The organism is Blautia sp. DFI.1.216, from assembly GCF_020594215.1.
Taxonomy (GTDB): Bacteria; Bacillota; Clostridia; order Lachnospirales; family Lachnospiraceae; genus Blautia_A; species Blautia_A wexlerae.
Genome location: NZ_JAJDML010000023.1, coordinates 22494 through 48172, shown reverse-complemented (window position 1 = coordinate 48172; position 25679 = coordinate 22494). Strand labels below are relative to the sequence as shown.

Below are 25679 nucleotides of genomic sequence, written 5' to 3'. Positions count from 1 at the left end.
CACTCCTAACCAATGGATTCGAAAAGATCTATGATTCTTTCCAGTTCATCCTTGGAATAATATTCAATTTCAATTTTACCTTTGTCATTTTTCTTTCTGTGAATCTGAACTCTGGTACCCATGATACTTTTCATTTTTTCTTCCAGACTCTCATATATTGCATCCTCAGCAGAACTGAATTTGCTCTTCTTTGCTGTTTTTGGCGGCTCCAGCATACGTTTTACAAGCGCTTCTGTTTCACGAACACTTAATTTCTCGTCAAAAACCTTCATTGCAATTGATTCCTGCTTTTCCTTATCTGCTATCGAAAGGATTGCCCTGGCATGACCGGCAGTGATCATCTCATCAATCAGCATCTGCTGCACTTTTTCACTGAGTTTGAGAAGTCTCATTGCATTTGTTACTGCTGTTCTGCTCTTCCCTACACGCTCTGCGATTTCATCCTGTTTCAGATGAAATTCATCAATCAGTCGTTTATATGCCATCGCTTCTTCCACAGGGTTTAAATCTTCCCGCTGAATATTCTCAATCAGGGAAATTTCTACTAATTCCTGCTCAGAAAACTCTTTAACAATTACAGGAATCTCTGTCAGTCCGGCAAGCTTTGCCGCTCTCCAGCGTCTTTCACCTGCAATTATTTCATAGTAGTCCTTTTTATCAGACACAAGAAGTGGATGGAGTACGCCGTACTGTTTAATAGACTCAGACAGTTCCATGAGTGCATCTTCATCGAACTGTTTACGTGGCTGATCCATATTCGGCTCTACACTTGAGATCTTTACGATCATTGCCCCTGTTTTCGAATCTGCTGTTTGCTTCTTTGCAACAGTAGGGTTTGTCTGTTTTTCAGCTACGTCAGATTTCTTCTCTGTTTTAACTGTTTTGGTTATTGTCTTTCTGGCAGGTTCTTTGACAACAGATGTTCTGTCTGGAAAAAATGCATCTAAGCCTCTGCCAAGACCGTTTTTTCTTCCTGCCATTAATTATCCTCCCTGTTGAGCACTTCCTCTGCCAGAAGCCTGTAGCTTTCTGCTCCTGCTGATCTCGGATCATAGATATTAATCGGCTGTCCATAGCTTGGAGCCTCCGCCAGTCTTACATTACGTGGAATAATTGTTTTATAAATATTCTGATTTAAATTCTCTTTTACGTTTTCCACTACCTGCAGAGACAGGTTTGTTCTTGCGTCATACATTGTGAATACTACGCCTTCCATTTTCAGACGTTTATTCAGTCTTTCTTTTACCAGATCAATGGTATGAATCAGCTGTGAAAGTCCCTCCAGCGCATAATATTCACACTGGATCGGCACTAATACAGATGTAGCTGCGGTTAATGCATTGATCGTCAGCATATTTAATGACGGCGGACAATCCAGTATTATGTAATCATATTTACGTCGAAGCTTATCTGTGATTCCCTTTAAGATAAATTCTTTATCATCGATTCCTACCAGCTCGATTTCTGCACCGGAAAGATTAATATTAGATGGAATCAGATCAAGATTCTCAACAACATCTTTTACAATCGTGTCTTTCGTTTCTGCCTCTCCAAGCAAAAGTTCATACAATGTATTTTCTATGCCGTTCTTATCAACGCCGAAACCACTGGTAGTATTTCCCTGTGGATCCATATCAATTGCGAGAACCTTTTTCCCTTTTTCTGCAAGACATGCTGAAAGATTAATTGCAGTTGTTGACTTTCCAACTCCGCCTTTCTGATTAGCAACTGCTATAATTCTTCCCAACTTCATTCCTCCTTTATGAGGTTTTAATTGTAGTTATTCCTATTTTGCCTGTTACATTATTTTTTATAATGCCAACAGGCATACGCAGGTTTATTATAACACTTTTATTTTAATCATGCCACATAATGTTTCACGTGAAACATAAAAAAACACATTATTTTTAGCATAAATATTGTATATTTTGTGGTGATTGACATTTTCTTTTTCCATCAATCGTTACTATTCACTCCATTCTCAGTAACGTAGCCAAAATTCCAGATTGCCTGCGGCAATAGAATTTTGGCTTGTATGTCTCGGGATTTTGGCACATTCATGCCAAAACACCTCGCAGGATTGTGGTGTGTGAACAGTAATCATCAAGTTACTGTTCACTGGTAATATCCCGCGAGGTGTTTTTTGTGAGTGAAGGTCACAGAAAACCCGAGACATACCGCGCGAATTTATGCGATTAGCATAAATTCTGTGCATCGCGAAGCGTGTTGCTGTGAACGGAGTGAACAGTAACATCATCAATCCATATGGTTCTTTTTTTCGCATCATATTTTCTTGTAAAACAGACAGTATCGCGGTATAATATGGGTATATAATTTTAGCAGGCTAATCACTTGTTATGCTTGATAAAGGAGGCCGAAAATGAGTAAAAACAAGCACAAATTTCTTACATTTGCTGCTCTGATGACCGGCGCAACTGTTGCTGTTCATTTCATTAACCACACGATTGCTACTGCTGCACAATTAAAACAGATGCTCCACATTTCTAATGACAATTACTTTGAATGGCGCTTTGGGAACATTTATTATACCAAAAAGGGAACTGGGTCACCGATTCTTTTGATTCATGACACTTTACCTGGAGCTTCCGGGTATGAATGGAGCAAAATTGAAGACGAACTGGCAATTGACCATACCGTATATACTGTTGATTTGTTAGGATGCGGACGTTCGGACAAATCCAGCATTACCTATACAAATTTTGTTTATGTTCAGATGATCAGTGATTTTATCAAAAAAATAATTGGTCAGAAAACAGATGTGATTGCAAGTGGTTTTTCAGGCTCTTTTGTTACTATGGCCTGTCACAATGAGAAAGAACTTTTTAACAAAATCATGCTGATAAATCCGCCCAGCCTGACTCAATTAAAACAGATGCCAAACAGAAAGGACCGCCTGTTAAAAGCAGCTCTGGAAATTCCGATTTTCGGAACTCTGGTTTATCATATGATCGTATCACGTGATAATATAAATAATCTTTTTATCGAGAAGATGTATTATAATCCATTCCATGTGGATAATCAAATGGCAGATGCTTATTATGAAGCAGCTCATAAAGGTGGATATTATACCAGATTTTTGTACTCCAGTCTTGCAGCTAAGTATATAAATATAAATATTTGTCATGCACTTAAGGCACTGGATAACAGTATTTATATTGTTGAAGGTGAAACAGAACCAAACGGAAAGGCTGTCACTAATGATTATTGTGCCTCCAACCCGGCTATTGAAGTTTCTGTTCTCAAAGAAACAAAACATCTTCCACATGTTGAAGCACCTGAAGCGTTTCTTGAACAGGTTAAAATCTTCTTTTAAGCCTTATATTTAAGCCAGAATGAGTCGACGAGTTGATTTTGAGACAGTTTTGAAGGATAAATTTTTTTATTTCAAGTCGGAAGAAGGCGACGTTGCGGTGACTACAGCAACCGAATTCGGACAAAATATACCGCAAAATGGGGCGTGCAGATTGTGGGAATGATTTTTCAAACACGCTCTAATACAACAAAAAGTGAGGCAGGCATATGGAAGAAATTCTATATGCCTGCTTCACTTTTTTATAGATTCGTTTATTCTTTTACTCTTCTGTACTGTCCGTTTCCTGAGAATCTGTATTCTCCTCTTCGGATGTATCAGAATCGTTTGTTGTGCCGGCTGTTTCAGATGTACTGTCATCGGACTCTTCTATGCTCTCACCTGGCATATCTGTTGAATCTGATTTAGTATCATCTGTTGTTGCTTCGTCTGAATCTGTCTTATCTGAACTATCTTCTTCTGTTCCAACAACTGATTCAAATGCTGTGAACAGTTCTTTTACATTCATCTTATTTACGAGATATACTTTATTATCCACCACTGCTGCATAATAGTTTGTATCGTAGCTATAGTATGCAACTTCCTGTGTATCACCGTTTTCTTCTGTAAATGTAGCTGTCAGTTCTGCATCACCGTCAGGTTCATATTTATCTGTCAGACGTTTCTGAACCGTCATGTTGATCAGTTTATTGTAGAATGTTGTAAATGTTGTTTCATCCAGATCAGAACCATTCAGTTTATAGGTAACTGTTTCTGTATCGTTTCCATCATCATCTGTGGATGTTTCACGTGAAACATTTACTTTATAATCACTGCCCTGATAATTTACTTTGAGGCTTCCGAGGCTGTTTAAAGATACATAACTTACTGTCATATCCCAGAAGTCTTCTTCTGATTTATCAGTGAGCGCGGACAGAGTATCCGTTGACATCGTATAGACTTCATTGCTGTCATTTACCATGACATATCTGCTGCTGTCATCTGTTTCATTTCCAACAAGAATTGTAAGCTGCTTATCTGCCATCTTAGTTTCTTCTTCCGAAGAATCCTCATTGTCTGATGCACTGTCTGAGTTTTCTGATGTTTCATCTTCTGCTTCTTCACCGTCAGTATCTTCAGCCTCGGATGTTTCATCCGTAGTTTCACTTACACTTTCGTCTGATTCTGTATCCTGTTCAGCATCGTCACTGTTTTCTTCCACAGATGAAGCATCTTCATCTGCCGTCTCACCGGAAGCTGTCGTATCATCTTGTGTGTCTTCATCAGTGTCATCATCAGCAACTTCTTCCTGATAATCTACTGTGATTGTTGCATATGGTTTATCCAGACCATATTTGCTCTTGTCGTCACATTTATAATCTGCAAGTGAACTATATGCCATGCTTCCGAATGAGGATACCAAAGAACTTACGGTAGCTGAGTCTGCTTTTTCTTCATCCTCGCTGCCTTTTACTGACCAGGTACTTGTATCTTCGTCTTTTGATAATTTATAGGAATTATCGCCGTCTACAGAAATTTTTGTAATGGTATCTGTATTGGAAATTGCAGGAAAATCATCCATCTGCGCATAATCATTCAATGATTTGGTAAACGGCTCTACGCAGGAAGAATCTATCAGGTATACTGTCTTCTCATCATCATCTTTTCTTACATAATACTGACTGGTGGAGGAATTTTCATCTCCCACATATAGTGTAGTTGTTATGTCATCGCCATCTTCCTCATCAGATTTTGTTACAATCTTAATCGTGTTTGACGGAGAGTCCAGACCATATTCTGAAAGATCATCTACGTCCTCCAGAACTCTGTCTGAATCGACAGATGCAATAGCAGATGCTGCACTGTCCAGAGTAGTCTGATTTACCGGAAAATCTGTCTCGTCTTTCTTTACCCAGCTGTCATCATCTTTTTCAAATGTTGTCTCTGTATCATCAACCATAAAATCCAGAGATTTAATGTTATCTGTTAATGCAGTAAATACAGTTGTGCTTTCTTCAGAATCTTCTTCGGATTCTTTCTGCTCCTGATGGGCTACGTAGGTTTTTACACCTGCGTAAGCCCCGCAGCAGACACCAAGAACTACAACTGCAAGAACCATTTTTACAGTTTTATTCTTCATTTAAGCTTTTCTCCTCTTCATCCAGACTGCAAACCCTACAACAAGGAAGAATCCAGGAATCAGACCGATGGTGCAGATCTTCCAGAATGCAGCATCATAGTCTGTGAGTGTCAGATAAGATACAGACAGGCTCTTGGATGGAATAGATACGGTTGCACTGTCTTCTGTGTCTGTCATCCACTTCAGGGATTCGATGATCAGCTTCTCATTTCCGCCGGATACCATCTGATTTACCTGTGATTCCATCAGATTGGAAGTTGAATAGTATACGATCTGCGTTTCTTTGTCATCATCCAGAGTCTCTGTGATGCTTACTCCCAGATCAAATGGGCCAGCTTCGTCTCCGTCTTCTTTCTCCAGAGTATCACTGTTCAGATCTGTCTTGGAATATGCCTGGTCTGATGTGGTGAGGATACTGTTGATCGTTACGGTATCTCTTACATCATCCATTTTTTTGATTCCCTGTGCATATGGTACAAGTACATGATATCCTCCGGAAACAGTCTCAGAGCTTGCATCTGTGCTGTTTATAGTCGGAACCAGATAATATGGCATCTGCATTGCATAATGCTGATTATCACCTTCAAATACGATTCCAGCTTCTCTCTGAACACCATAGTTTTCCAGAACTGCATCAAAGTTTGGCAGGTCTTCTGTTGTATAATCAGAGAAAATCATCGCCTTTCCGCCATTTTCAAGATAATCAATAATAGCAGTCTTTTCATCTTCTGAAATATCTGTGGATGGAGAATCAATGAACAGGCAGTCTGCATCATCCGGAACACTTCCCTCTGTAAGAAGATTCAGAGACTGAATATCCATGTTTGCCTTCTCGATGTCTTCTTTGATAGTAGAATCCATCTCCTTCTCACCATGTCCCTCGAGTGTATAAAGGATCGGGAGATCTTCGGATGTTACATATCCGATCGCACTTGTGATCTGACCTTCACCGTCGAAACCGGTAGTCTGAGAGCTGTAGGTCTGATAATCAATTGTGCTCTCATAGATATTGTTGTAATCAATGACTTTATTTCTGTCGCCACATACAACGATCAGACTGTTTGCAGAAAGATCATCACTTGTATATTCCGTTACAAATTTAGGATTTACTACAGGATCCTTCTGCTCTACTTTAATATGCTTGGATTCATCTTCATATTTCTTAAGCAGATTGGTAATATTCTCATCTTCAGAACCGCTCTGTGCAATCTGGTAAATTGTTACGTCCTTGTCCAGATCTTTCAGCATTGCTTTTGTATCATCACCAATACTGTAGAGTTTCTGACTGCTGATATCAATTTCTGAATATTTGGACGGAATCGCATTTACGATCATGTTGAGCACTACAACTACTGCAATAAATATCACTGACATAACCATTGTGTAAGAGCCGTTTTTGATATGCTTCTTACTGATGGTGCCAATCAGTTTCTTTTTGTCAAATTTTTTATGCTTATTATTTTTCATCTTTTCTTTCAGTTTCATTTTCTTTCACCTCCCCACTAATTCCAGCGTCTCTTCAAAATAGACTGTGTTGTAAGGAACAGGCATACTGCAATCACAGAAAGAAAATATACAATTCCTTTTATATCAAAGATGTTACTTGTAAAATTATCAAAGTGTCCGCTCAGATTAAACACATCCAGGACTTTCTGAATACCGCCCTCAAAAATACTGGATTTTACTACATAAATAATAATCAGTGCCACTTCTCCAATCACACCGATCACTGCTGAGATCAGAATATTCTTGATCATGGTATAGATAATGATGGCTGCTGCCAGGATCAATAACCCAAATGTCACGCATGTCGACATAGATGTCTGAGAGAAGAATGAAGAAATACCATTCATCATGTAAAATGCAAATAAGAAAACAAATGTGAGTACCGCTGCAATTACCTGGCTCTCAGTTAATGCTGACATAAATACACCGATTGCAATATTTGCACATCCCAGAAGAAAGAATCCCAGGACTGCTGTATATGCAGATGCAAACTCTACTGTGCCAAACCTGGACATAATCAGCGGATAAGTACACATAACTGCCATCGGAACAGCAAATACAGTTACCAGTGCAAGATATTTACCTATTACAATACCGCTCACAGAAACCGGTGCTGTCAGAAGCAGCTGATCTGTTTTCTGTTTTCTTTCCTCTGCAAGTACACGCATAGTCAAAATCGGTACTCCGATCAGGAATGCAAAGGTAATTGCACTTAAGGTGTATTCAAATTTCGGATATGCTGCTGAAAGCTGATATGCTGAAAAATAAATACCTGTCAGTACAAGAATGAAAAAGATAAATAAATATCCTACCATGGATGTCAGGTAACTTTTCAGCTCTCTTTTATATATAGCTGTCATGGTTATTTCTCTCCCCCTTTATCATTATTCTGTTCTTCCGGTATTTCTGCTGATGTCTGTTTTACGTTTGTCTCGTTTGATCTACCGGCATCAGTATCTTTATCTTCAGGTGTATTTGGGACTTCGTCTGCAGATATTGGTTTATCGGATGCAGTAAGTTCAAGGAAGATTTCCTCCAGTGATACTTTCCTGGACTTCATCTCATAGATTGGGCTGTTAATCTCCGACATTTTGTAGAATACTTTTTCCCGAATGTCATTCTGCTCCTCTGTTGAAACTTTCACACTCCAGAGATTCTGTTTCTCATCTTTTTCCATTGTTACGCTGTTGACTCCCTCGATTCCCTCGAGAGCCTGCCTGATCTGTATTTTTTCACCTTTAATAAGCATCTCCAGAGTATTAGATCCCTCTGCAAGTTTTCCAAGATTCTCAGGAGTATCGCTTGCTACCAGTTTTCCATGAGAAATGATCAGCACGTAATCGCATACCGCGCTTACTTCAGAAAGTATATGCGAGCTGAGAATAACGGTATGTTTCTTTTTTAATTCTTTAATTAAGGTTCGGATTTCAATAATCTGTTTAGGGTCAAGACCTACTGTCGGCTCATCCAGGATGATCACCTCCGGATACCCTATAATCGCCTCAGCAAGACCAACTCTCTGTCTGTAACCTTTTGACAGGTTCTTTATCAGACGGTTTCTCATGTCTGAAATCTTTACCATATCCATGACTTCTTCGATCATGTTTGCTTTTTTATCTTTTGGGATTTTCTTGAGATCTGCCACAAATTTCATGTATTCCAGGACAGTCATATCAAAATAGACCGGCGGCTGTTCAGGCAGATAACCGATACATTTCTTTGCCGCTTCCGGTTCTTCGAGGATATCGTGTCCGTCAATTTTGACGGTTCCTTCGGTGGATGCGATGTATCCGGTTATCATATTCATTGTAGTGGATTTTCCTGCACCGTTTGGTCCCAGAAATCCATAGATTTTGCCTTTCTCTATTTTAAAGGAAAGGTGGTCAACTGCCGTATGGTTACCATATCGTTTAACCAGATTGTTTACTTCAATCAATGTGTTCTCCTCCTCTTAATTTTTGCCAAAATAAAATATAGAAAATGTCCCCAGGTGAAACAGAGAATGGGGGAACCCGAGGACATCTCTATAAAAATAGTTTATGATGAAGTTGTGATGAAATTAGGATAAAAGTGTGATTATTCTGTGATGTTTGTTTGAAAAAAATAGCTGTCCCGAAATCTCGGCATTTTTTGCCAGAAGATTTCATGAGACAACTATACATAGATTTATTATGACAATGGTTCTTTTAATGGTGTTCCTGCTTTACGCGGATACTTTCCAGGTGTAGATTTTTTCTTATTTATAATGACAAGGGATCGGTCAATCTCGGAGTCCGGCAATTTAAAGTATGTGATGTCTTTCACCTGACCACCGAGGATATTGATTGCTTTCTCTGCTTCTTCTGCCTCTTCCTGTACAGTTCCTGATTTATAGGAAATGAAAGTTCCTCCTGTCTTTACATAAGGAAGACAATATTCTGACAGAGTTGCAAGGTTTGATACTGCCCTGGATACACAGAGATCATATTTCTCACGATACTCTTTATTTTTTGCATACTCTTCTGCTCTTCCATGAATCGCCTTAATCCCTTCTAATCCAAGAAGCTCAAAACTTTCCTCAAGGAAGTTTACCCTCTTTTTCAGAGAATCCAGCAGACATGCCTCCAGATGTGGAAAAGCAATTTTCAAAGGCACACCTGGAAATCCGGCACCTGTACCGATGTCCATAATTGTTTTTACTTTTGTCATATCAATGGCTTTTACACAGGCAAGACTGTCAAGAAAGTGCTTTGTAAGTACTTCCTCAAACTCAGTAATACCTGTCAGATTCATAACCTTATTTTTTTCTACCAGAAATTCATAAAACTGGATAAACTGATTTTTCTGCTTCTGGCTCAGCTCTATACCCAGTTCTCTGCATCCATTTTCCAATGTCGTCAGATTATACGGCATGTATTATTCTCCTTTTTCTACCTTTATTTATTATTTTTGTATATTTTACAGGGTTGTTTTATGTGCTTTTATGATTTTATCTGTTATTTATAGTCCGTTATTTTACTCTTTTATGTACTATTTTAATATTTTTTGCCAATTTCTTGTTTTTATAAGCACATTAAAGCGTATTATATTAATTATTTCGTACTGGAAAGATACACCAGTAAAACTGATATATCAGCAGGAGAAACTCCTGAAATTCGGGAAGCCTGTCCGATTGAAATCGGTCTGTATGCTTCCAGTTTCTGACGTGCTTCGATTCTCAGGCTTCCAACTTTCTCATAATCAAGATCTGTCGGGATTTTCTTTGCTTCCAGTTTCTTAAACTGTTCTACCTGTTTTAACTGTCTGCGGATATATCCATCATACTTGATGTTAATGTCAACCTGTTCCTGTACATCCCATGGCAGCTCCGGACGTTCTTTATCAAGTGGTTTGATTGCTTCATAAGAAAGTTCCGGACGGCGGATCAGTTCTGCCAGAGTGGTTCCGGATTTCAGCGGTGTGCTGTTATAGCTTTCCAGAAGGGTCTGAACCTCTTTGTTTGCTCCGATATTTGTATGTTCTACTCTGCTGATCTCTGTTTTTATCTGTTCTTCTTTCGTAAGGATTTTCTGATAATCCTCTTCACTGATGAGCCCTGCTTGATATCCCTTTTTACGAAGTCTCAGATCCGCATTATCCTGTCGGAGAAGTAATCTGTACTCCGCTCTGCTGGTCATCATTCTGTATGGCTCATGGTTTTCTTTTGTTACCAGATCATCAATAAGAACACCAATATAAGCCTCAGAACGGTCAAGAATCAGCTGTTCCTGACCTTTAACTTCCAGAGCAGCATTAATTCCTGCGATCAGTCCCTGCGCCGCTGCTTCTTCATACCCTGAGCTTCCGTTAAACTGACCGCCGCTGAACAGTCCTTTGATTTTCTTAAATTCCAGTGTAGGATATAACTGACGTGGATTAATACAGTCATATTCGATGGCATATGCATTTTTTACGATTTTTGCATGTTCCAGTCCCGGTACGGAATGATACATTTCTTCCTGCACATCTTCCGGCAGAGAACTGGACATTCCACCAATATACATCTCATTTGTATAGAGACCTTCCGGCTCAATAAATACCTGATGACGGTTCTTATCTGCAAAACGGACTACTTTATCTTCAATTGACGGGCAATAACGCGGACCGGTTCCTTCGATCATACCGGAATACAACGGAGAACGGTCAAGGTTTGCACGAATGATCTCATGAGTTTTCTCATTTGTATATGTCAGCCAGCAGGATTTCTGCTCTATCTGAACATCTTCCGGATTAGTTGAGAATGAAAATGGTACAACTCTCTCATCTCCAAACTGTTCCTCCATTTTGCTGTAGTCAATTGTATTTCCGGCAATACGGGCAGGTGTTCCTGTTTTAAAACGGAACATTTCAATTCCCAGCTCTTTCAGAGAATCAGTCAGATAGTTGGCTGCCTGCAGTCCGTTTGGTCCTGTATAATTACTTACATCACCGTAAATACATCTTGCTTTTAAATAAGTCCCTGTACAGAGGACCACAGCTTTACAGTTATAAGTTGCACCGGAATATGTTTTTACCCCTGTAATCTTTCCGTCCTCGACCAGAAGTTTTGTTACTTCTCCCTGTTTAATAGTCAGATTAGGTGTATTTTCAAGCGTTTTTCTCATTTCATTGCTGTATGCCTGTTTGTCAGCCTGCGCACGTAAGGAGTGCACTGCAGGTCCTTTGGAACAGTTAAGCATTTTGGACTGGATAAAGGTCTTGTCAATATTTTTTCCCATTTCACCGCCCAGGGCATCAAGCTCTCTTACCAGATGGCCTTTGGAACTGCCACCTACGTTCGGGTTACATGGCATTAATGCGATACTGTCTACACTTACAGTAAACATCACTGTATTCAGGCCCAGGCGCGCACCCGCAAGTGCTGCTTCACATCCGGCATGACCGGCACCGACTACAACAATATCATAATCTTCTACTAACGTTCTCATTTTGTCTCCTTTTATTTTACAACTGCTCATTCTATTCTTTCAAAAATCGCCGAAGGCGATTTTTTGATTTTTATTTACCCATGCAAAACTTGCTGAATATCTCATTTACCAGATCTTCACCAACAGACTCTCCGAGGATTTTACCCAGATTTTCATATGCATTCATAAGATCTATAGAAAAGAAATCTTCCGGCATTCCCCTTTCGATACTGTTTCTGACCAGATCAAGGCTTCTGTCAGCCTCTTCCAATGCTGCTTTATGACGGGCATTTGTAATATATACCTCATCATTAAAGGAAATCTCTCCTCCAAAAAACATATCTTTAATCTGTTCTTCCAGTTCTGTAATGCCTTTTTCTTCTTTTGCAGAAATCGGAATTACAGGATGTCCTGTTTTTTCTTTCAGGATTTCCGGCTGGATTTCCGGCTGAAGATCAGTTTTATTATACAGGATAATCGCCTTTTTTCCAGTAAGCATTTCCATGATTTCTTCATCATTTTCGTCAAGCGGAACAGAAGAATCCACTACATAAAGAATCAGATCTGCTTTCTGTGCCATTTCTCTGGCTCTGTCTACCCCTATTTTTTCCACAATATCCTTTGTTTCCCGGATTCCGGCTGTATCAATAATCTTCAGAGATATTCCATGAAGTGTGATATATTCCTCCAGAATGTCTCTGGTCGTTCCTGCAATATCTGTCACAATAGCCCGGTTTTCTCCGATCAGAAGATTTAACAGTGAGGATTTTCCGGCATTTGGTTTTCCAAGGATAACTGTCTGGATTCCCTCCTGGATCATCTTTCCGTCAGAAGAAGTTTTCAACAGGCGCTTCACTTCTTTCTGTTCATTATCCACAACTTCCAGAAGTTCTTGGGGATATCCATCCAGACTGATATGTTCCGGATCATCCAGTGCCGATTCTATATATGCAATGTGATAAATCAGCTTTTCTCTGATATCTCGGATTGCTTTCTGCACAGAACCTCTTAACTGATCCATGGAACTGCGAAGCGCATATTCATTTTTCGCCTGTATAACATCCATAACAGCCTCTGCCTGGGATAGATCCATCCGTCCGTTCAGGAAGGCACGTTTGGTAAATTCTCCTGGTTCTGCAATTTCGGCACCATTTTTCAGCACTGTATCCAAAACCCTCTGCATAGCATATACACCACCATGACAGTCTATTTCTACTGTATCTTCTCCTGTAAAAGTCCTCGGTGCATGCATGATCATTACCAGAACCTCATCAATCAGTTCCTCTCCATCATAAATATATCCATAATGAATGGTATGAGTCGGAACTTCTTTTATTTTTTTCTTCCCGCCTTTTGATCTGTAGATACGGGAAATCACATCCATGGCATTCTCGCCGCTGATACGGATGATTCCGATTCCGGACGCACTCATGGCTGTGGAAATTGCTGCGATTGTTGTTTCCATTTTTTTCTCCTCACTTGCCTGTTCTATAATAGTTCCGCCCCTGCGGAACAGTAGACTGTTACAATAATTCTGTCATCTTATATACATAACAGGAAAATCACACTGACTACTGTTATTTTTTTCTGCAAGTGTGTAATCTCTCTGGTATATATACAAGACTTTCCGTAAAATAAAAATGTTACTCCAGGCAAAAGTACACACGCAAAGTTACGTGCTATTCACGCTTTCACCTAGAATAACATTCTTTTTTCATATCTGCAATGAAGCAGTCATATTATTAATTTCTTTTTAATTTTACCACTACATGACGGTAAGGCTCTTCACCCTCACTGACTGTCTCAACGAATTTATTTCCCTGAAGAGCAGAATGGATAATTCTTCTCTCATAAGGATTCATTGGCTCAAGAATAACCGGCTTGCGGGTTTTTCTTACTTTATAAGCAATACCTCTTGCAAGGTTCTCAAGAGTTTCTTTACGGCGCTTGCGGTAATCTTCTGTATCAAGTTTTACACGAATGTAATTTGATTTACCTTTATTTACCACAAGACTCGTCAGATACTGAAGAGAATCCAGAGTCTGGCCTCTCTTGCCGATAAGGATTCCCATATCTTCGCCTTCAAAGTCAACTTCCAGACTTCCGTCCGTTGTGTTATATTCAGATGTAATCTCTACTTCTCCAAGATTCATGGACGCAAATACATCACGAAGGAATACCTTTGCTCTGTTTTCTACTTCTTTAATCTCTTCCGGATCTGTAAGGATCTCAACAGGCTTTACCGGTTTAGTCGTCTTTTCTCTGACTTGTTTCTCTTTTGGCTCTCTGAATTCTCTCGGCTGTTTTTCTTTTGCAGCCCTTTCCTTTACAGGTTTTGGCTGTCTTGGTTTCTCAGAAACAGCTTTCGGCTCTTTGATTTCTTTCTTTACCGGTTTTATAGCTTCCGTTTTCTTTTCTTCCTGAACCGGGGCTTCCTCTTTGAAGGAATCGAGTTTCACTGTCTCTACGATCTCCTTCATTTCTTCTTCCTCAGAAACCGACTCAATCTTACGAACCTTAATTACTGCAGGCTTGCTTCCGATTCCGAAAAATCCGTTGCTGCCTTCACTTATTACCTGAATCTCAAGCTGGTCACTGGATACGCCAAGCTCGATACATGCTTTTGTAATTGCTTCACTCTTTGTTTTCGCTGAAAACTGGATATAATCCTCCATGCCAACCCCTCCGTTCCTGACTACTTCTTCTTATTACGCTCATCAAATGCTTTTACCAGATTGGCCTTTGCAGTAATGCTGCCAGGTTTTGCATTCGCAGCGTCTTTGTAAGCTTCTTCAACCTTCTTGGCTCTTGTCTCAACATTTGTATTGCTGCTGCCTTTTTCAATCTTATTGATATTCTTGGCGCTCTGATGGGCCTGATTTGTAATCTTCTGAGGTGGAAGTCCCGCTTTCTCACGCTTCTTTTCCATCTTCTTCATATTCTCACTGATCAGGTCTTCAATCTGGATCTTATCCATCTTTTTATTGATAACAACCTGCTGCACACTTCTTACTGCAGCACTTGCTACCCAGTAAATACCAAGACCTACAGGGAATGTGAAACAGAATACTGCTGACATCAACGGCATTACCATATTCATTGTCTTCATGGAGTTCATCATTGCATCCTGCTGTGAATCGCCGCTCTGCTGTGCTGCCTGAGGCATCAGTTTTAAGTTGATCATCTGTGTAGCCCACGCAAGAATCGGGATAAGAATCGCAACGATAGCAAGAAGAGCAGATCCACCTACAAAAGCTGCTTTAATATAAGTCAGTGGCTGATCAGCGATATTCAGACCAAAGAAATTCTGCACATGTGAAATCTCTTTTGCAGTGCTGTTCAGCGTATCAGTAAATCCTGCAAACTGGCTTGTCTCAGCAAGTGTTTTCCACTGGGAAGGTGATAATGCATACAAAAAGTCTGTGACTGAATTACTTGTAGCTTTACTTCCATCCATAATAAGCTGAACTCTTGTCATCTTATTATCTGTGATAAACTGCTGAAGGATATCTGTATATCCGTTTACACCTGTAATACTGGTAACTGCAGATGCAAGGATATCCCTTACACTTCCTACATATGCCGGAATTTTATAAATTACCTGATATAAGGCCATCAAAATAGGGAACTGGATTGCAAGCTGTACACAGCTTCCTGTAGGAGATACGCCGTATTTCTGATATACAGCCTGTGTTTCCTCCTGCATTTTCTGCATTGCAGCAGTATCGTTGTTTTTTCCCTTGTACTTCTTTTGAATTTTCTGAAGTTCCGGCTGCATGATTGCACTCAGCTTAGAGAATTTCTGCTGTTTGATCTGCAGTGGGGTCATAAGAGCATAAATAAGGATACTGAAGATGACAATACAAAGACCGATATTCTGAATTCCAAAGATATTCAGCAATCTGTAAATACCATCCATGATCCATCCCATAACGGTCGCAAGCTGACCAATGATAGGAGTGCTGCTCTTTGTCGCTAAAATCATTTCCAAGTTCATTTCCTCCTAGAATCCATAAATGACAGGAGGTTCCTTCGATCGATCAATATTCAATTTTCAAGTACATTCCTGTCTTTACGGTACAGGGTCATAGCCTCCGTGGGAAAAAGGATTACAGCGAAGTATCCTCCATACCGCAAGAAGACCACCCTTTAATGCACCATATTTTTCGATTGCTTCTAAACCATATTGAGAACATGTGGGAATATAAGGACATTTTGTTCTCTTCATCGGTGATATATACTTTTGATAGAGTTTAATTATTCTGATCAGAAACTTCTTTATCATTGTTCTTACCTGCTATGCAGTGCTTTCCCGCCAGATGCATCAGCGCACTCTCTATCTCTTGATAGGTTCTGTCCTTTGCCTGTGGGCGTGCAACTACTACAATGTCCAAACTGTTTTCAAATTCCGCTTCATTCAACCGATAACTCTCTCTTATCAATCTGGTGAGTCTGTGGCGAACCACACTATTCCCTACTTTTTTACTTACTGATATTCCCAGACGATTCTTCATGTACTGATTTTTCAGTACGTACATCACCAGATACCGATTACCTTTTGATGTTCCATTTCTGTATACTTTTTGAAAATCTTGATTTTTTTTTAAGGACTCTGATCTTTGCATAGAATCCCCTTTCCTGATCTCTTTTTTAAGAGAAGAAAAGACCACATAATTGCGGTCTTATTCTTAGGCTGATAAATGCTTTCTTCCTTTTAATCTTCTGGCAGCTAATACTTTACGACCACCCTTTGTGCTCATACGAGCTCTGAAACCATGAACTTTTGCTCTAGATCTCTTTTTTGGCTGAAATGTCATTTTCATAGGTAAAGCACCTCCTTTATCTATTATCCATGTTAAATTTTGTAACTTTTTAAGTATGACAGACACCGGATTCTACAGCTCTCCTGCCCGCCAACTTTACTTATTAGAACATCATTTCAATTATATTCATAAAGGGTGGATTCGTCAAGTATTATTTACACAAAGATTTAAATGGTTTTTTATGCCATTGTGGATTACATAATTGGTTTACGTAATATTATCCACATTTTGTGGATAACTTGTGGATAACTTGTGGAATACCTATATATCTTTCCACTTTCTCCTGTCTATTTTACACATATCTTCAAAAAAATGCTTTTATTTCTACTTTTCTTACTGTGCATAAAATTATCCCCATTTTTTATCGTTTTTAAAAGAATAACGTCACATTATGGTAACCTGAATTGGCTTTTCCACTGTTATCCACACTAATCCACATAAAAAGTGGGGATAACTTTTTTCCACATTTCCCTCAAATATACATTGCGAAAACAGGCATTTTATTATAATATATATAAGGATATTTATGTCTTTTTTAAGAATACGGTCAGAGTTTGTGGAAAACTCAATATTATCAATACACACTTAATATAGAAGTAATACGAACCGGGAGAACCAGAAAATGAACAAAGTTGTGGAAAAATGGGACGAAATCCTGCAAATCGTCAAGACAGAACATGATCTGTCCGACGTTTCTTTTAATACCTGGCTAAAACCACTTACTGTTTACGAAGTAGTTGACAATGTTGTCACTATTATCGTGCCTTCAGAGCAGGTAGGTCTCAATTATATAAGTAAAAAATATAAACTTCCACTTCAGGTAACGATCAGTGAAGTTACCGGAATGGAAAACTGTGACATCAATTTCATATTGCCGGAAGATGTTCCAAAAAAAGAGGAAGTTTCTCCAAAAGCGCAGTCTCAGGACGCACGCTGCGAGGAAGCTCATTTGAATCCAAAATACACTTTTGATACCTTTGTAGTCGGAAGCAATAATAAATTTGCCCAGGCAGCAGCTCTTGCAGTTGCCGAATCCCCGGGTGATACCTACAATCCGCTCTTTATCTATGGCGGTGCAGGTCTGGGAAAAACTCATCTGATGCATTCTATTGCTCATTTCATTATTGATCATGATGAAAACAGCAAAGTACTTTACGTTACCAGTGAAGAGTTTACCAACGAACTGATCGAAACAATCCGTAATGGAAATAACTCGGCAATGACCAAGTTTCGTGAAAAATACAGAAACATTGATGTTCTTCTTGTCGATGATATTCAGTTTATTATAGGAAAGGAATCTACACAGGAAGAATTTTTCCATACCTTTAACAGCCTGCACAGTGCCAAAAAACAGATTATTATTTCGTCAGATAAACCTCCAAAAGATATGGAAATCCTGGAAGAACGTTTCCGTTCACGATTTGAATGGGGCCTGATCGCAGATATCACACTGCCGGATTACGAAACCCGAATGGCAATTCTTCATAAGAAGGAAGAAATGGATGGATATGATATTAACGAGGAAGTAATCAAATACATTGCAAACAATATTAAATCCAATATCCGCGAACTGGAAGGCGCGATCAACAAGGTGATGGCTTTTGCCAAACTTGAAAAAAAGGAAGTTACACTTGAACTTGCCGAACAGGCGTTAAAAGACATTATTTCCCCTGATGAAAAGAAAGTCATCACGCCGGATTATATTATTTCCATGGTTGCTGAACATTTTGATGTTACAGTGGATGACCTTTGTGGAAATAAGCGTAACTCCAAAATTGTAACCCCCCGCCAGATTGCCATGTATTTATGCAGAGAAATCATCTCAACTCCGCTGAAATCTATCGGAAAATGTCTTGGAAATCGTGATCATACTACCATTATGCACGGTATCGACAAAATTGAAAAAGAAATCAACAACGATGAAAACCTTAAAAACACCATTGAAACTTTAAAGAAAAAAATTAATCCACAGGGATGAGGATAACTGACTGTATAACATGTGTATAAGATGTTGATTGAATGTGTATAAGTGTGTATAACTTTTCGCCACTTTTTGGGCGCTTCGGTTATACACAAGTTATACACATACTTTAAGCACACCTTTACACGAAGTTATCCATATCCGAACTCCTTGAAAAATCAACCTTCAATGGAGTTTTTCACATATTCACATCCCCTACGGCGGAGACGACGAATTCCTTTTATATATTTATCTATAAAAAACCACATCACCCAAGAAAGGAAGTTATACACATTATGAAAATCATTTGCCAGAAAATCAACTTGCTCAAAAGTGTAAACATCTCACTGAAAGCAGTTCCCTCTAAAACAACAATGCCAATTCTGGAATGTATTCTGATTGATGCTACTACAAACCAAATCAAATTTACTACTAATGATATGGAACTCGGTATAGAAACAATTGTTGATGGAATCATTGAAGAAAAAGGAATCATTGCGCTGGATGCAAAAATTTTCTATGAAATCATTCGTCGACTGCCAGACAATACGGTAACTATTAAAACAGATGAGAAACTTACTGCCACCATTACCTGTGAGAAAGCAAAATTCACGATACCTGGTAAATCCGGAGAAGATTTTGCATATCTCCCACTGATTGAGAAAGAAGAAAGTCTTACTATCTCTCAATTCACATTAAAAGAGATGATTAGACAGACTATTTTCTCAATTGCCTCCAATGAAACCAATAAGCTGATGACAGGTGAACTTTTTGAAATCAAAAATAACTACCTGAAAATAGTATCTCTCGATGGACATCGTATTGCGATCAGACGTATGGAACTGAAAAAAGATTATGCTGACCGCAAAGTGGTGGTACCTGGCAAAACACTTAATGAGATCAGTAAGATTTTATCCGGTGAAATTGATGATATTGTAAATATTTATTTCTCAAAAAATCATATTTTATTTGAGTTTGACCAGACTATTGTTGTTTCCAGATTAATCGACGGAGAATATTTCCGTATTGATCAGATGCTTTCCAGCGATTACGAAACCAAAATTAAAATTAATAAAAAAGAATTTCTGGACTGTATCGACAGAGCCACTCTGTTGGTAAGAGAGGGAGAAAAGAAACCGATCATTATTGAAATTACAGATAATTCTATGGAATTACGTATTGATTCTGCAATGGGTTCCATGAATGAAAATATTGATATTGATAAAGAGGGCAAAGATATCCTTATTGGCTTTAATCCAAGATTTCTGATCGATGCACTCAAAGTAATCGATGATGAAACAATCAGTATCTACCTCGTAAATCCAAAAGCACCATGTTTTATCAGGGATGACGAGGAAAATTACACATATTTGATTCTGCCTGTAAATATCAACCAGAATCAGGCAAGATAGGGAGTAAATGAAAATGGAAGAAATTAAAATCAGAGATGAATTTATAAAACTGGGGCAGTTACTGAAACTTGCAGATATGGTTCAGGACGGGGTTGAAGCGAAATATGTGATCACTGACGGACTGGTAAAAGTAAACGGAGAGGTAGATGACTGTCGTGGCCGAAAGGTTTATGAAGGTGACATCGTTTCTTATGATGGAAAAGAAATTAAAGTGATCAGGTGAATAAATGTATATTGAATCTGTTCAGTTAAAAAATTTCAGAAATTATGATTCTCTGGAACTCGATCTGGCACAGGGGACGAATATATTTTACGGCAATAACGCTCAGGGAAAGACCAATATCCTGGAGGCACTTTATCTTTGCGGAACTACAAAATCGCATAAAGGAAGCAGAGATAAGGATATGATTCAGTTTGGAAAGGATGAATCTCATATCAGGATGATGGTAAAAAGAGATGAGCTTTCCTACAGGATTGATATGCATCTTAAAAAGAATAAAGCAAAAGGCGTTGCGATCAATGGTCTTCCTATCCGGAAGGCCAGTGAGCTTTTCGGAGTAGTTAATCTGGTGTTTTTTTCTCCTGAGGATCTGAATATTATAAAAAATGGTCCGGGTGAGAGAAGGAGATTTCTTGATCTGGAACTGTGCCAGTTAGATAAAATATATCTTACAGATCTGGCTTCATATAACCATATTGTAAATCAGAGAAATAAATTGCTGAAGGATCTCAGTGTTCAGCCTTCACTTAAAGATACACTGGATATCTGGGATATACAGATGGCTGAATATGGACGGAAGATTATTGACAAGCGCAGTGAATTTATTAAAGAACTAAATGAAACGGTTCGAAAAATACATGGTAATCTTACAGGGGGATTGGAAGAACTGAACGTTATTTATGAACCGGACTGTACAGCAGAGAAACTGGAAAGTACCATTTGTGCCAACAGAGAAAGAGATATGAGGATGAGACTGACATCCGCAGGCCCACACAGAGATGACCTGTGTGTAATGGCAAATGGGATTGATATCAGGAAATACGGTTCTCAGGGACAGCAGAGGACAGCGGCACTTTCACTTAAATTATCAGAAATATATATAGTAAAGAGAAAAATAAAAGACACACCGGTTCTGCTTTTGGATGATGTTCTGTCCGAGCTGGACAGCAGCAGGCAGAATTATCTTCTGGACAGTATCAGTGATATCCAGACATTGATAACATGTACAGGGCTGGATGATTTTATCAGTCATCAGTTTCAGATAAATAAGGTATTTCAGGTAGTTCAGGGAACAGTATCACAGCCTGTGTAAGAAGAAACAATCTTTTGACAAGGGTACGGGCTTATGATACACTGAGCGTAATTATGGAAAGTTGGTGAATGCATTGGATAAAGAAGAATTTCGGATAAAACTTGAAGAGATTAATAAGCTGGTTCAGGACAAAGATTATAAAGGTGCCATGAACATTGTAGACAGCATAGACTGGAGACGCGTCAAAAATGTCCGCACCTTATGTGTTGTCGGTGAAATATATGCAGCAAACGGAAGATATGAGGACAGTAAGGAGATTTTCCTTCTTGCATATCATAAGGCATCTATTGGAAAAAATATTCTTTACCGTCTGATTGAGATCTCTCTGCGAATGAATGATATCAATGAAGCAGAAGAATTTTTTGAAGAGTATAAGCAGGTGGCTTCGAATGACAGTACACAATATATTCTGCAGTACAAGATTGCAAGGGCAAAAAATTCTTCATTAAATGAGCAGATCAGAATCCTGGAAGAGTATAAAGAACAGGAATTTACAGAGAAATGGTCATATGAACTGGCAGCCCTGTATTACAAAGCAGGAGAAAAACAGAAATGTCTGGATTTATGCAATGAAATCATTCTCTGGTTCAGTGAAGGCAAATATGTTATGAAAGCCTATGATCTAAAAATGAGAATGGGTGAGCTGACAGGTGCTGAGAAAGCAAAATTTGAGAAACAGTTTGTTCCGAAACTTCTTACACCAGAGCAGGCGAAAGAACTGGAGAAGAAAAAAACGGAAACAGAAGTAAAAGCGCAGGAAGAGCCTGAAGCTGAAGAAGTGGAAGAAACGACAGAAAACAATGAGCCGGAAGTTCAGGTCAGCATGGAAGGCATTCAGGAAAAGATTTCAAAGGGGATTAGGGATGTCTTTGGAGGTAAGACTCAGGAAGAGAAAGAAGAGTTTCCGGAAGAATCCATGGATATGGTTAACGAGGCCGGTATCACCAGGGAAGATGAGATTCCGGAAGAAATCATAAAGAGTGATGCGTCGCAGAAAGAACCTGAAAATGTTCCGGAATTGGAGGCAGAACCTGAAAAACCGGGGGCAGAACCCATGGCTGCAATTAAGATGCCTGAATTAAATATTCCGGCATCCATGAAAAATATGGAACTGAGCAAACCGCCGAAAGTTGAGGAAGTTGCTGAGACGAAACTGAATATGGATTCTTTTGATCTGGAAGGGAAAGAGTTGAATCTGGAGGATACGATCCTTGCTGCTGCCAGTGCGCAGGGAATTGAGATTCCGAAGGAAGAAGAGTCAAAAACAGAAGAAGTACAGGAAGAAAGTTCAGAAACTGATGTTGATGATAAAGAAATAAAAGCCCATGATATTTCAGAGGAACTGGAAGAACCGGATTTCCTCAGCGGAGATATACAAGATATAAAGGTTGCTGATCCAAAGCCGGATGAAGAACCGAAAAAGGAAATACCGGTGCAGCCGGAAATAGAAGAAGCTGAAGAAGAAGATGAGGTTACAGAAGAAGATCTCAGAAGAGCTGAAGAGGAATTTCTCCATGGACCGATGGGGAATACAGATCTGAATCCGGAAGATGATACAGAGGGAACGGAAGAAGCCCAACCCCTGACAGAAGAAGAGGAGCTGGAACGTTTTATAGAATCTATCCAGCCGGAAAATGGAGCAGATCCAAGGGATATCGTACCAAGAGAAAAAGAACTTACAGATGATGAGAAGCAGTTATTTACATATTTTGTAAAGGTTCCGGGTATGAAAGAACAGCTTGTGGATACTTTATATGATGTACAGATGGCTGCAGCAGACAAGACTTCTAAAACTGGAAATATTATTGTGATGGGCGGTAAGGAATGCGGAAAGACCAGACTGATCTCAGGCCTGATTCCGGCAATCTGTAAAGAACTGAATCTGGAAGCGTCAAAAGTAGCATATGTTTTTGCAGATCAGATCAACGGAAAAAATATTTATAAGATTTTTTCAAAGCTGGCAGGTGGCTTTCTTGTGATCGAAAATGCAAATCAGCTGACACCGGAAACAGTAGAGATGCTTGACAAAGCCATGGAAGTTAATACAGACGGACTTACAGTAATCGTGGAAGATGAGAAGATTGGTATGCGAAAACTGATTGCCAGATATCCGAAATTCGCAAAGAAGTTTACTTCAATGATCAATATTCCTGTGTTTACCAATGATGAACTTGTCAATTTTGCAAGGGTTTATACAAAAGAGAATGGTTATGCTATTGATCAGATGGGAATGCTTGCGCTGTATAATCTGATTGGAATTAACCAGAAAGAGGATTCTCCTATGAATGTTGGCGCAGTAAAAGAACTGATAGATGCTGCGATTGCAAAATCACAGGGAGGAATCCGTAAATTTAAACGAAATGTATCTAAGAAACGTATAGACAGAGATGGATATATTGTTCTGTACGAGAAAGATTTTACTAAATAATGCGTATTTGTACAGTTACAGGTAATAAAGAAAAAGGAGTAAAGATTATGCCCAGACCGTATCTAGGAGATCCAAAGTATACCATAGAAGTGCTTCAGAAGTATAATTTTGCATTCCAGAAAAGGTTTGGTCAGAACTTTCTGATCGATACTCATGTTCTGGATAAGATTATAGATTCTGCACAGATCACAAAGGATGATTTTGTATTGGAGATTGGACCGGGAATCGGAACCATGACACAGTATCTGGCTGAAGCAGCAAGGGAAGTGGCAGCAGTTGAGATTGATAAAACACTGCTTCCTATTCTGGACGACACTCTGAAAGATTGGGATAATGTGACAGTCATCAACAACGACATCCTCAAAGTAGACATCCGCCAGCTTGCACTGGAAAAAAATCAGGGGCTTCCGATCAAGGTTGTTGCCAATCTGCCATATTACATTACTACCCCGATCATCATGGGATTGTTTGAGAATCAGGTTCCTGTTGATTCTATTACTATTATGGTACAGAAAGAAGTTGCGGACAGAATGCAGGTAGGACCCGGAACAAAAGATTACGGGGCGCTTTCACTGGCTGTGCAATATTATGCGAAACCAAAGATCGTGGCAAATGTACCGCCCAACTGTTTTATGCCAAGACCTAAAGTGGGAAGTGCGGTGATCAGACTGGAACGATATGAAAAACCGCCGGTTGAGGTAAAGAATGAGAAGCTGATGTTTCGTATTATCAGAGCATCTTTTAACCAGAGAAGGAAGACACTGGTGAATGGTCTGAAGAATTCACAGGAGATACCATTTTCTAAAGAACAGATTGAGCAGGCGTTGGGGATGTGTGGACTTTCCCTGAGTGTCAGAGGAGAAGCACTGACACTGGCACAGTTTGCACAGCTGGCAAATGCATTTACAGAAATTTCATAAAAAGATAAATATAAAAAGCATCCGGTGGCTAAGCGGATGCTTTTTATATTACGTTCAAATTTATTTTTTAAAAGGAAGGAGAGTTAATTGCCTCTTCCGGCAATCAACATATGAAAAAGAAATTTTATAAAAATAACGTTGGCTTTATTATTTTTATAGCTTTAGTATATCCTGCAATTATGAGAAAATCGTGTTTAAGATGTGAAAAAAATTTGAACAAATGTCGAAGGAATTATGAAGACAGAAATTGGGATATTTATTTTACAGAAGGCATAAGATTTCTGATATAATGAGCCGGTAAATGAAAATGCCTGTTCATTGTCTGTAATCTGCTGACAGTGAAAAGACAGAGACTTATTATTGACTGGCAAAAGTATGGAGGTAATTAAATCATGAGAATAAAAAAAGCAGGAATACTTATTATTGCGGCAGCAATTACATGTACGACACCGGCAGTACCGATGATGGCAGCAGATACTTCGGAATCTGTACAGGAGATTATTTCTGATAATGAGATTGATTCTCTTGTATCAGATCCGGACAAAGTAGTTGATATCATTATGTATGTGAAAAATGAGGCAGCAAAACAGGATATTTCAGATGATCAGATCAGATCGCTGATCCAGACTGCGGAGAGTACTGCAGGAGTTAGCCTTTCGGAGGAAGAAGAGAACAGAATCATAAAGATCGTTAAACAGATCAAGGATTCTGATATTGATGAGGAACAGCTCAGGAGTGCTGTGACGAAGGCATATGATAAACTGGAAGAAATGGGGATTGGTAAAGAAGAGGTAAAAGGAATCCTGCATAAACTGGCTGATTTTGCAAAGAGTCTTTTTGAGTAAAATCTGCTCATTCTCAAATCGTAACTGTGAAAAGACGAAATAGTTATGGAAGATTATGGGAGATATACAAGATAGACAAGCATAAAATAAAACAAGA

At 39.1% G+C, this 25679-nt stretch carries 22 protein-coding genes and 1 pseudogene; 8 read left to right on the top strand and 15 right to left on the bottom strand.

Features of this window, described 5'->3' with window-relative positions; translation table 11 throughout:
• Positions 1 to 5: 5 nt before the first annotated feature.
• Both LJE11_RS10615 and LJE11_RS10610 read right to left on the bottom strand, forming a co-directional pair.
• Positions 6 to 980 carry a ParB/RepB/Spo0J family partition protein gene (locus tag LJE11_RS10615; protein ID WP_025578450.1) on the bottom strand — a complete coding sequence of 325 codons (975 nt, stop codon included), beginning with the start codon at positions 978 to 980 and terminating at the stop codon, positions 6 to 8.
• Positions 980 to 1747 carry a ParA family protein gene (locus LJE11_RS10610; RefSeq protein WP_025578451.1) on the bottom strand — a complete coding sequence of 256 codons (768 nt, stop codon included), beginning with the start codon at positions 1745 to 1747 and terminating at the stop codon, positions 980 to 982. The genes LJE11_RS10615 and LJE11_RS10610 overlap by 1 nt, the downstream gene beginning before the upstream one ends.
• Before the next feature lie 633 nt (positions 1748 to 2380).
• On the opposite strand from LJE11_RS10610, the gene LJE11_RS10605 reads away from it, so the two are divergent.
• A complete protein-coding gene (locus LJE11_RS10605) occupies positions 2381 to 3334 on the top strand; it encodes an alpha/beta fold hydrolase (RefSeq protein ID WP_227295957.1) in 954 nt (317 codons plus the stop codon).
• A gap of 66 nt (positions 3335 to 3400) precedes the next feature.
• On the opposite strand, the pseudogene LJE11_RS20375 reads toward LJE11_RS10605, so the two are convergent.
• The 13 genes and pseudogenes from LJE11_RS20375 to rpmH form a co-directional block, all read right to left on the bottom strand.
• Positions 3401 to 3472, bottom strand: a pseudogene (locus tag LJE11_RS20375) (hypothetical protein); the annotation flags it as partial.
• A gap of 121 nt (positions 3473 to 3593) precedes the next feature.
• On the bottom strand, positions 3594 to 5450 hold the full coding sequence (locus tag LJE11_RS10600; protein ID WP_227295955.1) for a DUF4340 domain-containing protein: 1857 nt from the start codon (positions 5448 to 5450) through the stop codon (positions 3594 to 3596).
• Positions 5451 to 6935: a GldG family protein gene (locus tag LJE11_RS10595; RefSeq protein ID WP_128866560.1), complete on the bottom strand. Its 1485-nt coding sequence runs from the start codon at positions 6933 to 6935 to the stop codon at positions 5451 to 5453. It lies immediately after the preceding gene.
• A 17-nt stretch (positions 6936 to 6952) separates the two neighbouring features.
• A complete protein-coding gene (locus LJE11_RS10590; protein ID WP_025578455.1) occupies positions 6953 to 7816 on the bottom strand; it encodes an ABC transporter permease subunit in 864 nt (287 codons plus the stop codon).
• Positions 7817 to 7818: 2 nt separating this feature from the next.
• A complete protein-coding gene (locus LJE11_RS10585; RefSeq protein WP_227295953.1) occupies positions 7819 to 8892 on the bottom strand; it encodes an ABC transporter ATP-binding protein in 1074 nt (357 codons plus the stop codon).
• 233 nt (positions 8893 to 9125) lie between these two features.
• Positions 9126 to 9848 (bottom strand): 16S rRNA (guanine(527)-N(7))-methyltransferase RsmG, encoded by a 723-nt coding sequence (gene rsmG, locus LJE11_RS10580; RefSeq protein ID WP_020993346.1) that lies wholly within the window; start codon positions 9846 to 9848, stop codon positions 9126 to 9128.
• Between the two features lie 179 nt (positions 9849 to 10027).
• Positions 10028 to 11902 carry a tRNA uridine-5-carboxymethylaminomethyl(34) synthesis enzyme MnmG gene (mnmG, locus tag LJE11_RS10575; RefSeq protein WP_020993345.1) on the bottom strand — a complete coding sequence of 625 codons (1875 nt, stop codon included), beginning with the start codon at positions 11900 to 11902 and terminating at the stop codon, positions 10028 to 10030.
• Between the two features lie 70 nt (positions 11903 to 11972).
• Positions 11973 to 13346, bottom strand: a complete 1374-nt coding sequence (gene mnmE / locus LJE11_RS10570) for a tRNA uridine-5-carboxymethylaminomethyl(34) synthesis GTPase MnmE (RefSeq protein WP_022379945.1) — start codon at positions 13344 to 13346, stop codon at positions 11973 to 11975.
• A 277-nt stretch (positions 13347 to 13623) separates the two neighbouring features.
• Positions 13624 to 14556 carry an RNA-binding cell elongation regulator Jag/EloR gene (gene jag, locus LJE11_RS10565; RefSeq protein ID WP_008708008.1) on the bottom strand — a complete coding sequence of 311 codons (933 nt, stop codon included), beginning with the start codon at positions 14554 to 14556 and terminating at the stop codon, positions 13624 to 13626.
• A gap of 20 nt (positions 14557 to 14576) precedes the next feature.
• Entirely contained in the window at positions 14577 to 15866 is a 1290-nt protein-coding gene (locus LJE11_RS10560) for a YidC/Oxa1 family membrane protein insertase (RefSeq protein WP_029676933.1), read from the bottom strand.
• 87 nt (positions 15867 to 15953) lie between these two features.
• Positions 15954 to 16166 (bottom strand): membrane protein insertion efficiency factor YidD, encoded by a 213-nt coding sequence (gene yidD / locus LJE11_RS10555; protein ID WP_008708006.1) that lies wholly within the window; start codon positions 16164 to 16166, stop codon positions 15954 to 15956.
• Positions 16135 to 16506 carry a ribonuclease P protein component gene (gene rnpA / locus LJE11_RS10550; RefSeq protein WP_008708005.1) on the bottom strand — a complete coding sequence of 124 codons (372 nt, stop codon included), beginning with the start codon at positions 16504 to 16506 and terminating at the stop codon, positions 16135 to 16137. The genes yidD and rnpA overlap by 32 nt, the downstream gene beginning before the upstream one ends.
• Positions 16507 to 16569: 63 nt before the next feature.
• Positions 16570 to 16704 carry a 50S ribosomal protein L34 gene (rpmH, locus tag LJE11_RS10545; RefSeq protein WP_008708004.1) on the bottom strand — a complete coding sequence of 45 codons (135 nt, stop codon included), beginning with the start codon at positions 16702 to 16704 and terminating at the stop codon, positions 16570 to 16572.
• Between the two features lie 622 nt (positions 16705 to 17326).
• On the opposite strand from rpmH, the gene dnaA reads away from it, so the two are divergent.
• The 7 genes from dnaA (at position 17327) to LJE11_RS10510 (ending at position 25582) form a co-directional block, all read left to right on the top strand.
• Entirely contained in the window at positions 17327 to 18682 is a 1356-nt protein-coding gene (gene dnaA / locus LJE11_RS10540) for a chromosomal replication initiator protein DnaA (protein WP_008708003.1), read from the top strand.
• A 278-nt stretch (positions 18683 to 18960) separates the two neighbouring features.
• Positions 18961 to 20076, top strand: a complete 1116-nt coding sequence (gene dnaN / locus LJE11_RS10535) for a DNA polymerase III subunit beta (RefSeq protein ID WP_008708002.1) — start codon at positions 18961 to 18963, stop codon at positions 20074 to 20076.
• 13 nt (positions 20077 to 20089) lie between these two features.
• Positions 20090 to 20299 carry an RNA-binding S4 domain-containing protein gene (locus LJE11_RS10530; RefSeq protein WP_227295951.1) on the top strand — a complete coding sequence of 70 codons (210 nt, stop codon included), beginning with the start codon at positions 20090 to 20092 and terminating at the stop codon, positions 20297 to 20299.
• 4 nt (positions 20300 to 20303) lie between these two features.
• Positions 20304 to 21389, top strand: a complete 1086-nt coding sequence (recF, locus tag LJE11_RS10525) for a DNA replication/repair protein RecF (RefSeq protein WP_008708000.1) — start codon at positions 20304 to 20306, stop codon at positions 21387 to 21389.
• 73 nt (positions 21390 to 21462) lie between these two features.
• Entirely contained in the window at positions 21463 to 23817 is a 2355-nt protein-coding gene (locus tag LJE11_RS10520) for a hypothetical protein (RefSeq protein ID WP_255655887.1), read from the top strand.
• Positions 23818 to 23864: 47 nt separating this feature from the next.
• Complete coding sequence (gene rsmA / locus LJE11_RS10515; RefSeq protein WP_227295947.1) at positions 23865 to 24737, top strand: 16S rRNA (adenine(1518)-N(6)/adenine(1519)-N(6))-dimethyltransferase RsmA; 873 nt, start codon at positions 23865 to 23867, stop codon at positions 24735 to 24737.
• A gap of 392 nt (positions 24738 to 25129) precedes the next feature.
• The gene (locus tag LJE11_RS10510) at positions 25130 to 25582 is read left to right on the top strand and encodes a DUF1002 domain-containing protein (protein WP_227295945.1); all 453 of its coding nucleotides are present in this window, start codon (positions 25130 to 25132) and stop codon (positions 25580 to 25582) included.
• Positions 25583 to 25679 lie beyond the last annotated feature (97 nt).

Bases quoted from the DNA above. Each gene is read 5' to 3' on its own strand.
- LJE11_RS10615 (WP_025578450.1), bottom strand. From the start codon at position 980: ATGGCAGGAAGAAAAAACGGTCTTGGCAGAGGCTTAGATGCATTTTTT.
- LJE11_RS10605 (WP_227295957.1), top strand. From the start codon at position 2,381: ATGAGTAAAAACAAGCACAAATTTCTTACATTTGCTGCTCTGATGACC.
- LJE11_RS10600 (WP_227295955.1), bottom strand. From the start codon at position 5,450: ATGAAGAATAAAACTGTAAAAATGGTTCTTGCAGTTGTAGTTCTTGGT.
- LJE11_RS10595 (WP_128866560.1), bottom strand. From the start codon at position 6,935: ATGAAACTGAAAGAAAAGATGAAAAATAATAAGCATAAAAAATTTGAC.
- LJE11_RS10590 (WP_025578455.1), bottom strand. From the start codon at position 7,816: ATGACAGCTATATATAAAAGAGAGCTGAAAAGTTACCTGACATCCATG.
- rsmG (WP_020993346.1), bottom strand. From the start codon at position 9,848: ATGCCGTATAATCTGACGACATTGGAAAATGGATGCAGAGAACTGGGT.
- mnmG (WP_020993345.1), bottom strand. From the start codon at position 11,902: ATGAGAACGTTAGTAGAAGATTATGATATTGTTGTAGTCGGTGCCGGT.
- mnmE (WP_022379945.1), bottom strand. From the start codon at position 13,346: ATGGAAACAACAATCGCAGCAATTTCCACAGCCATGAGTGCGTCCGGA.
- jag (WP_008708008.1), bottom strand. From the start codon at position 14,556: ATGGAGGATTATATCCAGTTTTCAGCGAAAACAAAGAGTGAAGCAATT.
- LJE11_RS10560 (WP_029676933.1), bottom strand. From the start codon at position 15,866: ATGATTTTAGCGACAAAGAGCAGCACTCCTATCATTGGTCAGCTTGCG.
- yidD (WP_008708006.1), bottom strand. From the start codon at position 16,166: ATGATAAAGAAGTTTCTGATCAGAATAATTAAACTCTATCAAAAGTAT.
- rnpA (WP_008708005.1), bottom strand. From the start codon at position 16,506: ATGCAAAGATCAGAGTCCTTAAAAAAAAATCAAGATTTTCAAAAAGTA.
- rpmH (WP_008708004.1), bottom strand. From the start codon at position 16,704: ATGAAAATGACATTTCAGCCAAAAAAGAGATCTAGAGCAAAAGTTCAT.
- dnaA (WP_008708003.1), top strand. From the start codon at position 17,327: ATGAACAAAGTTGTGGAAAAATGGGACGAAATCCTGCAAATCGTCAAG.
- dnaN (WP_008708002.1), top strand. From the start codon at position 18,961: ATGAAAATCATTTGCCAGAAAATCAACTTGCTCAAAAGTGTAAACATC.
- LJE11_RS10530 (WP_227295951.1), top strand. From the start codon at position 20,090: ATGGAAGAAATTAAAATCAGAGATGAATTTATAAAACTGGGGCAGTTA.
- recF (WP_008708000.1), top strand. From the start codon at position 20,304: ATGTATATTGAATCTGTTCAGTTAAAAAATTTCAGAAATTATGATTCT.
- rsmA (WP_227295947.1), top strand. From the start codon at position 23,865: ATGCCCAGACCGTATCTAGGAGATCCAAAGTATACCATAGAAGTGCTT.
- LJE11_RS10510 (WP_227295945.1), top strand. From the start codon at position 25,130: ATGAGAATAAAAAAAGCAGGAATACTTATTATTGCGGCAGCAATTACA.